The 12,980-nt window shown below is 68.3% G+C and carries 13 protein-coding genes; 10 read left to right on the forward strand and 3 right to left on the reverse strand.

The features are described 5' to 3' along the window. Nucleotide 1: 1 nt before the first annotated feature. Both deoC and EIZ45_RS32875 read right to left on the reverse strand, forming a co-directional pair. Nucleotides 2-976 (reverse strand): deoxyribose-phosphate aldolase, encoded by a 975-nt coding sequence (gene deoC / locus EIZ45_RS32870; RefSeq protein ID WP_037816104.1) that lies wholly within the window; start codon nucleotides 974-976, stop codon nucleotides 2-4. A 136-nt stretch (nucleotides 977-1,112) separates the two neighbouring features. Further along, nucleotides 1,113-1,745 carry a DUF1707 domain-containing protein gene (locus EIZ45_RS32875; protein WP_167756620.1) on the reverse strand — a complete coding sequence of 211 codons (633 nt, stop codon included), beginning with the start codon at nucleotides 1,743-1,745 and terminating at the stop codon, nucleotides 1,113-1,115. Between the two features lie 105 nt (nucleotides 1,746-1,850). Between EIZ45_RS32875 and EIZ45_RS47050 the strand changes: the two genes are divergently transcribed. Together EIZ45_RS47050 and upp are read left to right on the forward strand one after the other, a co-directional pair. Then, nucleotides 1,851-2,294 (forward strand): protein tyrosine phosphatase, encoded by a 444-nt coding sequence (locus tag EIZ45_RS47050; protein WP_134667553.1) that lies wholly within the window; start codon nucleotides 1,851-1,853, stop codon nucleotides 2,292-2,294. 663 nt (nucleotides 2,295-2,957) lie between these two features. Continuing rightward, entirely contained in the window at nucleotides 2,958-3,581 is a 624-nt protein-coding gene (gene upp, locus EIZ45_RS32885; RefSeq protein WP_043831803.1) for a uracil phosphoribosyltransferase, read from the forward strand. Here upp and EIZ45_RS32890 read toward each other — a convergent pair. Next, nucleotides 3,574-4,164: a TetR/AcrR family transcriptional regulator gene (locus EIZ45_RS32890; protein WP_134667552.1), complete on the reverse strand. Its 591-nt coding sequence runs from the start codon at nucleotides 4,162-4,164 to the stop codon at nucleotides 3,574-3,576. The genes upp and EIZ45_RS32890 overlap by 8 nt on opposite strands. A 95-nt stretch (nucleotides 4,165-4,259) precedes the next feature. Here EIZ45_RS32890 and EIZ45_RS32895 point away from each other — a divergent pair, with 95 nt between their 5' ends. The 8 genes from EIZ45_RS32895 (at nucleotide 4,260) to EIZ45_RS32930 (ending at nucleotide 12,944) form a co-directional block, all read left to right on the forward strand. After that, nucleotides 4,260-4,661 (forward strand): MerR family transcriptional regulator, encoded by a 402-nt coding sequence (locus tag EIZ45_RS32895; RefSeq protein WP_009072633.1) that lies wholly within the window; start codon nucleotides 4,260-4,262, stop codon nucleotides 4,659-4,661. Next, a complete protein-coding gene (locus EIZ45_RS32900; protein ID WP_037816099.1) occupies nucleotides 4,658-5,638 on the forward strand; it encodes an aldo/keto reductase in 981 nt (326 codons plus the stop codon). The genes EIZ45_RS32895 and EIZ45_RS32900 overlap by 4 nt, the downstream gene beginning before the upstream one ends. 229 nt (nucleotides 5,639-5,867) lie before the next feature. Further along, complete coding sequence (locus EIZ45_RS32905) at nucleotides 5,868-7,412, forward strand: NAD(P)-binding domain-containing protein (RefSeq protein WP_134667551.1); 1,545 nt, start codon at nucleotides 5,868-5,870, stop codon at nucleotides 7,410-7,412. 1 nt (nucleotide 7,413) lies between these two features. Next, the gene (locus EIZ45_RS32910; RefSeq protein WP_134667550.1) at nucleotides 7,414-8,439 is read left to right on the forward strand and encodes an alpha-hydroxy acid oxidase; all 1,026 of its coding nucleotides are present in this window, start codon (nucleotides 7,414-7,416) and stop codon (nucleotides 8,437-8,439) included. Beyond that, nucleotides 8,436-9,758 (forward strand): cytochrome P450, encoded by a 1,323-nt coding sequence (locus EIZ45_RS32915; RefSeq protein ID WP_134667549.1) that lies wholly within the window; start codon nucleotides 8,436-8,438, stop codon nucleotides 9,756-9,758. The genes EIZ45_RS32910 and EIZ45_RS32915 overlap by 4 nt, the downstream gene beginning before the upstream one ends. Beyond that, a complete protein-coding gene (locus tag EIZ45_RS32920) occupies nucleotides 9,755-11,026 on the forward strand; it encodes a cation:proton antiporter (RefSeq protein WP_134667548.1) in 1,272 nt (423 codons plus the stop codon). The genes EIZ45_RS32915 and EIZ45_RS32920 overlap by 4 nt, the downstream gene beginning before the upstream one ends. A 92-nt stretch (nucleotides 11,027-11,118) precedes the next feature. Next, complete coding sequence (locus tag EIZ45_RS32925; protein WP_037816092.1) at nucleotides 11,119-11,766, forward strand: response regulator transcription factor; 648 nt, start codon at nucleotides 11,119-11,121, stop codon at nucleotides 11,764-11,766. Continuing rightward, nucleotides 11,763-12,944 (forward strand): HAMP domain-containing sensor histidine kinase, encoded by a 1,182-nt coding sequence (locus tag EIZ45_RS32930; protein ID WP_134667547.1) that lies wholly within the window; start codon nucleotides 11,763-11,765, stop codon nucleotides 12,942-12,944. Before EIZ45_RS32925 ends, EIZ45_RS32930 begins: the two co-directional genes overlap by 4 nt. The last annotated feature ends 36 nt before the right edge of the window (nucleotides 12,945-12,980 follow it).

Below are 12,980 nucleotides of genomic sequence, written 5' to 3' on the forward strand. Positions count from 1 at the left end.
GTCAGTCCACCGTCACGTAGTCAGGGCCGCTGTAGTGGCCGTCCACCTGGGTGCGCCGCTGCAGCAGCAGGTCGTTGAGCAGGCTCGACGCGCCGAACCGGAACAGTTCCGGCGTGAGCCACTGCTCGCCCGCGACCTCGTGCACGGCGACGAGGTACTTGATCGCGTCCTTCGTCGTCCGGATCCCGCCCGCGGGCTTGACGCCGCGCAGTTCGCCGGTGCGCTCGTGCCAGTCGTGCACCGCCTGCAGCATCACGTGCGTGACCGGCAGCGTCGCGGCGGGCGACACCTTGCCGGTGGACGTCTTGATGAAGTCCCCGCCCGCCAGCAGCGCGAGCCAGGACGCGCGGCGGACGTTGTCGTACGTCGCCAGCTCGCCCGTTTCGAGGATCACCTTGAGGTGCGCCGAGCCGCAGGCCGCTTTCACGGCGCGGATCTCGTCGAACACCTCCAGATAGCGGCCCTCGAGGAATGCGCCGCGGTCGATCACCATGTCGACCTCGTCCGCGCCCGCCTCGACCGCGAGCCGGGTGTCGGCCAGCTTCACCTCGCGGCTCGTGCGGCCCGCCGGGAAACCGGTGGCGACACTCGCCACCCGCACGCCGCTGCCCGCGAGCGCTTCGACGGCTGTCTCCACCAGATCCGGATACACGCACACGGCCGCGACGCGCGGGCAGTCCTGCCGCTCGGGGTCCGGCCGCATCGCCTTGGCGGCGAGGCCGCGGACCTTGCCGCGCGTGTCCGCTCCTTCGAGCGTGGTCAGGTCGACCATCGACACCGCGGTGTCGATGGCCCACCGCTTGGCTTCCTTCTTGATGCTCCGGGTCGCGAGCCCTGCCGCGCGCTGCTCGACGCCGACCTGGTCGACACCGGGCAGCCCGTGCAGGAACCGCCGCAGGCTCGCTTCGTCGCGAGTGACGTCCGTCAGCGGCGACGGGGTTTCCGGCGCCGCTGCCGGGCTGGTGGTAGCTGTCATACCGCTGAGTGTAGGTGCGCGACAGCAGGCGCCGGAGCGCTCACCGGAATCTGTGGACAGCTGGTCACAGCCTCGCGGTTGTCCACAGCCGCGCGGCGCGGGCGACGGTTTTTGTCGGTGCTGTGTGCAGTCGGGTTCAGGATTCGATCTGCGGTGCGTTCAAGTCCTTGGCCGGCTTGCGGTACACGACGACGCCGCCCCAGAAGCCGAGGCCGTTGATCGTGACGGTCGGGGCGGTCGGCGGGGCAGGCGGCGCGCCGGACTTGTCCTCCAGCATGAACGCGCCCATGAAGCCGATGCCGGTGACGTTCACGTTGATGTCGTCCGGGACGGTGATCTCGATCCCGCCCATGATCGCGACCGCGGTGATCGTGCACGATTTCTCGGCGAACCGGGCGCTGCGCAGGTCGATTTCGGCGCCGCCCCAGAACGCGAAGGTCGTGTGCTGCTGCGGCAGGACCCAGCTGCCCTTGCGCACGGCCCCGGACATCACGCCGATCGACACGGCGGAACCGGGATGCCCGCCGACGCGGTTGTCCGGCAGCCCGAGCGCGCGCGAAGGGGCGGGCTGCAGCGAAGCCGACGCGGTGGGCGCGATCGCGGCGCTGCCCGGCAGGTCGGCGGTCACCGGTTTCAGGTCGGCGAACGTTTTCGCGGAGTAGACGCTGGAGAGCCGCTCTTCCAGCTCGTCGATCGTGATCCGGCCTTCGGACAGGGCCTGGTGCAGCACCTGCGCGACCTGCTCCCGATCAGCGTCCGACACGCGCATCTGGTCCGGGCCCGGCATGGCTGGATCTCCACTCACCTGGGAAAGCCTAGTCCTGTCGGGTCTGCGCCGGGTCCATCGAACGGTGGATAAGGGCATCATGGCGTGATGGATGCTGGGTTGACGGGGACTCTCGTGCTTCCGGACGGGGTTCGGTTGCGGGCACGTGGGCTGGGGAAGCCGAAGCCGGAGGGGGCGGATCCGGAGTTCGGGTTGTATTTGGGGTCTCGGCGGATGCGGGCCAAGTACGACGCTTCGCTGAACTGGGAGCGGCGGTGGGTGTTGTGGCCGGACTTTTTGCTGCCGCGGGATCGGGAGGGGGCTCGGCGGGAGATCCTGGGGTTGCATGCCCGGGCGGTTGCCGGGGAGGCGGTTGAGGTGGCTTGTCTTGGCGGGGTTGGGCGGACTGGGACTGTGCTGGCTTGTTTGGTGACGTTGGGCGGGGTGGGGGCTGAGGAGGCGGTGGAGTGGGTTCGGCGGGAGCACCATCCGCGGGCGGTGGAGACGCCTTGGCAGCGGCGGTGGGTGGGGTGGTTTGCTGAGGCTCGGTAGTCGGGCGGGGCCTCGTCGCCTGGCGGCGACATTGGCCCGTCCTGGTTGCGTGGGGCACCCCGAAGGTTGATTGTGCTGACGGTTCGGGGGTGCTTGTCAAGGCGGGAAAGATGCCTTGACAAGCACCCCCGAACCGCAGGGGAGCTTCGTATCGGGGTTGGGGGAGGGGCTGGGTGCCTCGCTCGTAGGGTGCATCGGCTGCGGGGAAGGGCCAGGTGCCTGGCTCGTTGGGTGCGTCGGTGCGGCTGGGGTCCTCGGTGCTGGGTGCACCGGCTGCGGTTTGGGTGGGGTTAGCGGCCCCAATGTGGCATTGGGTGCATCTGACGCACCGAACGCCACATTGGGTGCATCCGACGCACCCAATGCCACATTGGGGAAGCATCCCGGTGGCTGGGTTGGCGGGGCGGCCGTGAAGGGCTCCTTGAGGGAATCCAGGTCCGTGAAGGGGCCCCTCACCTCTGGAGCATGGTCGTGAGGGGAACCCTGCGGGAATCAGGGGATGTGAGGGTGGCCCTCACGACGTAATGNACCTCTGGAGCATGGTCGTGAGGGGAACCCTGCGGGAATCAGGGGATGTGAGGGTGGCCCTCACGACGTAATGGGGCCCACGAAGGTGCGGGGGAAAGAGTGGCGGGTCCGAAACGGGCGGCTAAGTTGTGCGCTATGGATGTGCAGGTAGTCGATCACCCGCTGGCCAAGGCTCGTCTCTCGACCATGCGGGACGCTCGGACTGACAGTGCTGCGTTCCGGGCCGCGCTGCATGAGTTGACTGTCATGCTCGTCTATGAAGCCATGCGGGACGCGCCGGTGCGTACTGAGCGCATTCATACTCCGGTCGCGCGCACTGACGCTTTTCGGCTTGCCAGTCCGCCGTTGCTGGTGCCCGTGTTGCGGGCGGGGCTTGGCATGGCTGACCAGGCGCACAAGCTGATCCCGGACGCGCAGATGGGGTTCGTCGGGCTCGCTCGTGACGAGGAGACGCTCAAGCCGACTCCGTACCTTGAGTCGCTGCCTGAGTCTCTCTCGGATCGGCCGGTGTTGGTGCTTGATCCGATGCTCGCGACCGGTGGCTCGATGGAGTACACGATTCGTCTGCTGACCGATCGTGGTGCTACTGACGTCACCGCCATCTGTGCGCTTGCCGCGCCGGAAGGGTTGGCGCACCTGGAGCAGACTGGGCTGCCGCTTCGGGTCGTCACGTCGAGCATTGACGAGCGGCTCAACGATTCCGGGTTCATCGTGCCGGGGCTCGGCGATGCGGGGGATCGGCAGTACGGGGCTAGGTAAGCCAGCCGGAAGCGTTGGCGTGCAAGGCTTTCTCGTACGCGTCGGAAACGCTGAAGCCGTCCGGGAGGCGGCCGGACAGTTCCAACGACACCAGGCCGTGCACGAGACCCCACAGGCTGACGGTGATCAGTTCCGGTGCGACGTCTTGGAACTGGCCGGACGACACCGCGGCGCGGACGACGCCCATCAGCGGGGCGAGGGTGGCTTGCGCGACCTCGTCGGCCTCGGCGTTGGGTTCGAAGCCTGGCACGGAGCGGCTGAACATGATCGCGTACAGGTGCGGGTCGGCTAGGGCGCTTTCGCGGTACGCGATGCCCAGCCGCACGAGGTCGGCTACTGCGTCGCCGGACAGGGGGACTTTCGCCAGGCGGGCGCCGAAGCGGCGGAAGCCCTCGACGTACAGCGCGTTCACCAGGTCCGGTTTGCTGCCGAACAGCGAGTACACCGCGGTGGTCGACGTGCCGGAGTCGGCGGCCAGTTTGCGCAGCGACAGGGCCTTGGGGCCGTCCGCGGAGATCAGTTCGCCTGCCCGGTCCAGGAGCTTCAGCCGGAGGGTTTCGTCATGGGTACGGGGGCGAGGCATGTACCCAGCGTAACGCAACAACGTTATAAAACGCGACCGTGACCGTCGTTTTAAGATTTGACCTGGAGTGCACTCCAGGTCGTACTGTCGAGCGCATGAGCTACTCGATAGCGGAAGCCGCACGACGTAGCGGCCTGTCGATCGACACCCTCAGGTACTACGAACGGATCAAGCTTCTCGAACCGCCCGCACGAGACTCGGCGGGGCGGCGCGCCTACTCCGACGAGGACCTGAACTGGCTCGGCTTCCTCACGAAACTGCGGCTCACCGGGATGCCGATCAAGAGCATGCGCGAGTACGCCTCGCTGCGCAGGCACGGGGTGGCCAGCGCGGGACGGCGCAAGGCGATCCTCGTGGAGCAGCGGCAGTCGGTCGCCGACCGGATCGCCGAACTGCAGGGTTGTCTCGACATTCTGGACTACAAGATCGCCAACTACGAGCAGATCGAGCGCAAGGCCTTCGGCGTCGCGCCCGAGATGGAGGGAATTTCCGCGTGATCGGTACGAGGAAGCTCGGCGCACTGGAGGTCGGGGCACAGGGGCTCGGCTGCATGGGGATGAGCTCGGCCTACGGCGTGCGCGACAACGACGGCGAGTCCGTCGCCACCGTGCACCGGGCGCTGGAACTGGGGGTGACCCTGCTCGACACGGCCAACGTGTACGGCGCGGGGGAGAACGAGAAGCTCGTCGGCAAGGCGATCGCGGACCGTCGCGACCAGGTGGTTCTCGCGACGAAGTTCGGCATCGTGCACACCGATCAGGGCATGACCGCGCGCGGTGACGCCGCGTACGTGAAGCAGTGCTGCGACGAATCGCTGCAGCGGCTCGGGGTCGACCACATCGACCTCTACTACCAGCATCGCGTCGACCCGAACGTCCCGATCGAGGAGACCTGGGGCGCGCTCGCCGAGCTGGTCCAGGCCGGGAAGATCCGTTTCGCCGGGATCTCCGAGGCGGGTGCGGACACGATCCGCCGGGCGCACGCGGTGCATCCGGTCACCGCGCTACAGAGCGAGTGGTCGCTGTGGACGCGTGGCATCGAGGACGAAATTCTCGGCACCTGCCGGGAGCTGGGGATCGGAATCGTGCCGTTCTCGCCGCTGGGGCGCGGGTTCCTGACCGGTGCCGTCACCTCGGTGCAGGAGCTGCCCGAGGGCGACATGCGGCGCGGCCTGCCGCGGTTCGCCGAGGACAACTTCGCGCGCAACATGGCGATTGTCGAGGCGCTGCGCGCGCTGGCCGCGGACAAGGGGGTCACCGCGGGGCAGCTGGCGCTCGCCTGGGTGCAGGCCAAGGGGTCCGACGTCGTGCCGATTCCGGGCACGAAGCGGCGGAAGTACCTGGAAGAGAACGTCGGCGCGGCCGAGCTGGAACTGTCCGAAGAGGACATCGCGGCCATCGAGAAGGCCGCTCCGCTCGAGGCGGTCGCCGGTGCGCGGTACCCGGAGGCGCTCGCGCGCGTCACCGGCAAGTAGCAGCCCTCGTCCGCCCCGACGGGCCCGCCGCGCGCTAGGCCGAGGTCCGTGAGGGCCACCCTGAGGGAATCTGATTCCCTCAGGGTTCCCCTCACGGACTTTCGCAGGAACAGGCCGCGGCCGTCTCACCTGCCGGTGTCCCGAAGACCGGGTACGTTCTGAGGGATTTCTGAGATCTTCCGACCACTCTGATCGCCGTCAGATCACGGCGACGCGGGAGGTCGGTTTCATGGCGGACGTGCTGGACTACCTGGTGGTCGGAGCCGGGCCGGCGGGATTGCAGCTCGGGCGGCAGCTGGGCGGGGCCGGGCGCAGCTACCTGGTCCTGGAGCGCGGGTCCGTGCCCGCCGCGTTCTTCACGCGCTTTCCCCGGCACCGCACGCTCATCTCGGTCAACAAGAAGTACACCGGATGGACCGACCCCGAGCTGAACCTCCGGGTCGACTGGAACTCGCTGCTCGACGACGGGCCGGACCCGCTCGTCTTCACCGACTACAGCGCGGAGATGTTCCCGCCCGCGGAAGCGTTCCTGCGCTACACCGCCGATTACGCGGCGAAACACGACGTCAAAATCCGGTACGACACCGAGGTTACGCGAATTTCGCGCGCGGACGACGTCTTCACGGTCACCGCGGCGGACGGGGAAACGTTCAGCGCGCGGCGGCTGATCATGGCGACCGGCGTGACCAAGCCGTACGTCCCGGATGTGCCCGGCATGGAACTGGTCGACCAGTACGCCGATTACGACATCGAGCCGGAGCAGTTCATCAACCAGCGCGTTCTCGTGCTGGGCAAGGGAAACTCCGCTTTCGAGACGGCTGACAGCATCAATGCCTACGCCGCGGTGCTGCACGTCGCGGGGCCGCGACCGGTCAAACTCGCCTGGCGCACGCACTTCGTCGGGCATCTCCGCGCGTACAACGCGGGCGTGCTCGACATGTACCAGCTGAAACTGCAGCACGCGATTCTCGACGGCGACGTCCGCGAGATCACCAAGGACGACGACGGCTACCACGTCAAGTTCGCCTTCGCCCGCGCCAATGAACTGGTGAAGGAGATCCGTTACGACCGGGTCATCGCGGCCACCGGATTCCGTTTCGACGCCTCGATGTTCGACGAGGACTGCCGTCCGGAGATGACGATCAACAACCGGTTCCCGGCGCAGACGTCGTCGTGGGAATCGGTGAACGTGCCGGGACTCTACTTCGCCGGGACGATCACCCAGGTGCGCGATTTCAAGAAAGCCACCAGCGCGTTCATCCACGGCTACCGTTACGGCGTCCGCGCGCTTTCCAAGGTGCTTGACGAGCGTTACCACGACACCGAATGGCCGAACACGGTGGTGGCCAACAAGACCAGCGAACTGGTCGACGCCGTCATCCGCCGGATCAACCGCACTTCCGCGCTGTACCAGCAGTTCGGCTTCCTCGCCGACGTCCTCGTGGTCGACGGCGACCGAGCCAGGTATTACGAGGAAGTCCCGGTCGACCGGTTCAAGGACACCCCGCTGGGCGAGAGCGCCGACGCGTTTGTGATCACTCTCGACTACGGGCCGGACCACGACAAGATCGACCCGTTCGATTTCGCTGTCACCCGCGCGAGCCAGGACGTCGCGAACGATTCCGGCGAAGGGCATTACCTGCACCCGATCGTCCGGCATTACCAGGGCGGCGAATTGGTCGCGACTCACCACGTCACCGAGAACCTCGAAAACGAGTGGAACCGCCCGGTGCACGTGGACGCGTTGACGGCCTTCTTCACCAAGCAGCTCTGACATGCGCACTATCGCGGAGCTGGAAGCCATCGCGCGGGAACGGATGGAACCAGCGCACTACGACTATTACGCCGGTGGCGCGGGGCGAGAAGACACGTTGCGCGCCAACGAAGAAGAATTCCGCCGCCGGGTCCTCGTGCCGCGGGCGCTGCGCGGAGTCGGTAAACGCGACCTGTCGGTGGAAATCGCCGGATCGCCGTTGTCGATGCCGATTTTGGTGTGCCCGACGGCTTTCCACCGGCTCGCGCATTCGGACGGAGAACTCGCGACTGCGCAAGCAACCGCGGAAGCGGGCACCGTCTTCGTGTGCAGTATGGCCTCGACGACGGCGGTCGAGGACGTCGCCAAGGTCGCGGACGTACTGTGGTTCCAGCTGTATGTGCAGTCAGATCGGGATTTCACCGAAGCGGTCATCAGCCGGGCGGAGAACGCGGGCGCGCGGGCATTGGTGATAACGGTCGATTCCGCGGTACGCGGACGGCGAGAACGCGAATTTCGCCACTCGTTCCACGATCTCCCTCCGGGGATGGCCGCCGAGAACATGCGCGACAGCACCGGTCGCGTGCGGAATATCGAGATGCCCGTCGATCTGACCTGGGAAGACCTGGGCTGGCTGCGCGCGGCCACGAAAATGCCGTTGCTGCTCAAAGGCGTGCTGCACCCGGAGGACGCCCGGCAGGCGGTGGCGGCCGGAATCGACGGGATTTTCGTGTCCAACCACGGCGGCCGGCAACTCGACGGCGCAATTTCGAGCCTGGCCGCGTTGCCGGAAATAGTGTCCGTTGTGGACGGTCAAGTGCCGGTGCTTCTCGACGGCGGCGTGCGAAGCGGCGCGGATGTGGTCAAGGCGCTCGCTCTCGGCGCGGACGCGGTCGGCGTCGGCAGGCCGGTGCTGTGGGGGCTCGCCGCGGCGGGACAGGAAGGGGTCGCCGAAGTGCTGGAACGGCTGCGCGAGGAAACGGACACCGCGCTCGGCCTCTGCGGGGCGCGCACCCCCGGCGAGCTGACCGCGGACCTGGTCCGATGAAGCGGCTCGTGGTCGCCGGGGCGGCCGGGCTGATCGCGACCTCGCCGAAGTGGCTGCCCGGCCGGGTGGTCGCGTTGCGGAACCGGATTTTCGCGCTGGTCAACGGGGACGAGGGCTACCCGGTGCCGGTCGAGGACTTCCGCCGGGTGTACGCCGATCCGGCCGCTGACGGACGCAGTGAGGGCGCCGCACTGTCCGACCTGTTCTGGTACTGGCTCGCGCCCGGACCCCAGGTGCACCAGGAACATCTGGAGCCGGGCCCGCGCTACGACGAGGTCGCCAAAACGACCCGGAGCATCCTGGTCAAGTCGAAGGCCGAATCGCAGGCGCTGACCGAACGGGTCGCCGCGCGCGTGCTCGACCGGATCGAAACCGGGCCGGGACGGCTGCTCCGGCTGCGCGACGAGATGATGCCGGTCTGGGCCGAGCTGTACTACGAGCTGGTCTTCGGCGAACCGTGTCCGCCGGAGGCGCGGGACCTGATAGTCGGGCATGCCGACGACGTCGTGTCCGCGCTGAAGTGCGTGCGCCCGCGCAACATGCGCCGTCGCGCCCGGCTCACCGCGTACCTGCGCCGCCGCCTCGACGACGTACCGCATCCGCTGCCGTCCCGGCTCACCCGCGAGGAGCAGGTGTTCTACCTGCAAGGGACGTTCTTCAACACCGCGGTCGTGCAAATGTCCGAGGCGATGGCGCACCTGCTGATGGTGCTCGCCGAACATCCGCGGGTGCAGCGGAGGCTCGCGGAAAACCCGGACGACGACGAGTATTTCGACCGCGTGCTGGACGAATGCCTCCGCACGTACCCGCTGTTCGGCATCGCGCACCGGATCAGCACCGGCGACATCGAACTGGCCGACCGGACCATCGACGCCGGCACCGTGCTGCTGTTCAGCTATCCGGAATTCCACCACGCCGGACTGGACCGGGCCGACGAGTTCGACCCGGAGCGCTGGGCCGGTTGCCCCGCGCACCAGCAGAGAAATTTCTTGCCGTTCGGCGTCGCGCAGAACCGGCCGTGTCCCGCGCGCGGCCTCGCCCCGGTGACGATGCGGGTGGTGACCAGGGAATTCCTGCGCCGATTCACTCTCGCCACGAGCGCCGCGCACACCCGGTCGATTCCCAATCGCGGACCGGTTTTCGTCACGCCGCGCGGATCGCGGAGAAATCCGCGGACCGCGCTGGCCTATCTGGCGGTGCGGGATCGCTGGGAAGACGTGTGGCGCAGCCTCGCGCAGTTGGTGTTCGGCACCTACATGGTGCTCGACGCGCGCCGGCTCCGGTTGTGCACCAAACACTTCCAGGGAGGAACCCGATGAGTGCCGTAGAAGCCGCACCCGCGTTTTTCCTGGCGGCCGTGGTGATCCTGGCTGCCTGCCGCGCGGTGAACGCGCTCGCCGTGCGGCTCGGGCAGCCGCCGGTGGTCGGCGAGATGGTCACCGGCGTGCTGCTGGGCCCGTCGCTGCTCGGGCTCCTGCTGCCGGGCGTGCAGGAATGGCTGTTCCCGGACTCGGTGCGGACGCTGCTGTACCTCGGCGGCCAGATCGGGCTGGTCATCTACATGTTCGGCGCGGGCTACGAATTCCGGCTGAGCGCGCTCAAGGAAGGCCGTCGAACCGTGGCGGCAGTGTCCGCGGCGGGCACGGTCGTGCCGCTCGCCCTCGGCGTCGGGGTGAGCGTGCTCGGCGCGAACTGGGCCGGGATCCTGAAACCGGGGGTGTCGCCGGTGGTTTCGGCGGCGTTCGTCGCGGTGGCGATCGCGATCACCGCGTTCCCGATGATGGCTCGGATCATCACCGAACGCGGCCTGGGCAGCACGAGGTTCGGCTCGCTGGCGCTGGCCTGCGGCGCGCTCGACGACGTCCTCGCCTGGATCCTGCTGGCCGTCGTGCTCGGCATGCACGCCGGTACGGCCGGTCCGATCGCGACGGCCATCGGCGGCGGAGTGCTGTTCGTGCTGCTGGTGTGGCTGGTGGTCCGCCGGATCGTGGTGAAGGTGATGGACAACCCGCGGGTGTCAGTGGACCAGCGGATGCTCGTGACCGCCATGTTCCTCTTCGCCGCCGCGTGGTTTACCGACGTCATCGGCCTGTACGCGGTGTTCGGCGCGTTCGTGCTCGGGCTGGTTTTCCCGCGCGGCGAGGCGGCCGACGCGGTGCTCGCGCGGATCATGCCGGTCGGCCGGGTCGTGTTCCTGCCGCTGTTCTTCACCTACTCCGGCCTGAACACGCGGTTCGCGCTGCTCGCCGACCCGAAGCTGCTGCTGTTCGCGCTGGTCTGCATCGCGGTCGCGGTGGTCGGCAAACTCGGCGCCTCGTGGGGCGCGGCACGGCTGACCGGCGAACCGCAACCGGTCGCGCTGCGGATCGGCGTGCTGGTGAACGCGCGCGGACTGATGCAATTGGTGGCGTTGAACGTTGGGCTGTCCGCCGGAATCGTTTCGCCCGCGCTGTTCACCGTCCTGGTGCTCGTCGCGCTCGTCACCACGATCATGACCTCGCCGGTGCTCGGCTGGCTGGACAAACGCGACGCCCGCCGGTACGCGGACGGGGAAATGCCCGAATTTCTCCTGAGCGGGCGAAGCTGAGCGATTGCCTACGAAAGTCGAGGGTCGGATGGCCGGATCACTGCGAGTATGGACCTGTGCACGATGAGGCAGAGACCCCGGCGGCTTCCCGGGTGCTCCTGGTCGAGGACGATCGCGATCTCGCCGGGATGCTCGTCGAATTGCTCGCCGGAGAAGGTTACGAGACCGAAGTGGCCCACGACGGACAGCGCGGCCTGCACCTCGGGCTCACCGGAAGGCACGCGGTGGTGATTCTCGACCGGCGGCTGCCGGTGGTCGACGGCCTTTCGGTGCTGGCCCAGCTGCGTCGCCGGGCGGTGCCCGCGCGGGTGCTGGTGCTGTCCGCGCTGGGCGAGCTGGCCGACCGGGTGCACGGCCTCGACACCGGGGCCGACGACTACCTGGTGAAACCGTTCGAGACCGACGAACTCCTCGCCCGGGTACGCGCGTTGTGCCGCCGCGACGCGGAGCACGCCGAGTCCCTCCCGCTCGGCGCGGCGGCGCTCGACCTCCAGCGGCACGAGGTCGTGCTGCCGCGCGGCGAGCGGGTGACACTGTCCGGACGCGAGTTCGAGCTGTTGCGCACGCTCGCCCAGCGGCCCAAGGCAATCCACCCGCGTGCGTCGCTGCGCGCGGGAGTGTTCACCGAATCCGCCGCGGAGTCCATTGTGGACACCTATGTGTACTACCTGCGGCGGAAGCTGGGCCGCGGTGTGGTGAAGACCGTGCACGGCCTCGGCTACCAGATCGGGGCGGTGTGACCACCGTCGTCGCCCCGGAGGCGCGGGCGCTGCGGCGCGCGCGGCGGATCATCGCGGGCCAGATCGCCGTGGTGATCACGATCGTCGTGCTCGCCGCGGGCGCGATCGCGTACTGGGTGCTGCTGCGCGGGCAGGCCGCGGAGACCGAACGCCAGCTGGATTTCGCTTTGGGGCACGGCCTTTCCGCGACTCCGCCCGGATGCACCTACCTGGTGACGCCGCAGGGACACGCGCCTGCCGGGCGGCTGCCGTTCGCGCTCCCGCCGATTCCCGCGGTACCGAACGACGGCGACGTGGTGACCGAAGAACGCGTGCTCGACGGCGCGACGTACACCATCCGCACGGTGAACCGCGAAGGCGAAGTCTGGCAGGCGTTCTTCAACGAGCATTACCTGATCTCGGACCGGGAACAGCTGCTCCTGGGGCTCGGGGTGGCCGAGCTTGCGGTGCTGATCATCTCGGTGATCAGCGGGTACCTGCTGGCCGGACGGGCGATCCGGCCGTTGGGCGAGGCGCTGCGCCGGCAACGGACGTTCGTCGCCGACGCGTCCCACGAGCTGCGGGCGCCATTGACCCGATTGCACACCCGCACGCAACTCCTGGCCCGACGCGGCGGTGCGGGGTCGGCCGAGCTGGAAACCCTGGTCTCAGGCACCCGGGAACTGGGCGCGGTGGTCGACGATTTGCTGCTGTCCGCGCAGGCCTGTTCCGAGCGGCCGCATCTGGAACCGGTGCAGCTGGCGGTGCTGGCGGAACAGGCCGTGGCGGCGGAATCGGTCCGCGCGAACGACCGGCAGGTGGACCTCCGGCTGAGCCGTTCACCCGGTCTGGAGGACGTCGTTCCAGGCGTGCCGACCGCGTTGCGGCGAGTGCTGTCCGCCTTGCTGGACAACGCGATCGGGCACACGCCGCCGGGCGGGTCGATCGAGGTGATTCTCGCCAACCCGGACGCCCGGCACGTCGAACTGCGCGTGTGCGACACCGGGACGGGCTTCCCGCAGCACGAAGCGGAACGCCTTTTCGAGCGGTTCGCCCACGGAGCGCACGGCGAGGGCCGGCGCTTCGGACTGGGGCTGGCGTTGGTGCAGGAAGTCGTCGCGGGACACGGTGGGACTATCGCCGCGTTCGGCAAGCCGGGGGTCGGCGCGACGTTCACGTTGCGCTTTCAACGGGCTTGAGGGGAACCCTGAGGGAATGAACTGCTCCCCGGAAGT

It is taken from the genome of Amycolatopsis sp. CFH S0740, from assembly GCF_004522315.1.
GTDB classification, from domain to species: domain Bacteria; phylum Actinomycetota; class Actinomycetes; order Mycobacteriales; family Pseudonocardiaceae; genus Amycolatopsis; species Amycolatopsis nivea.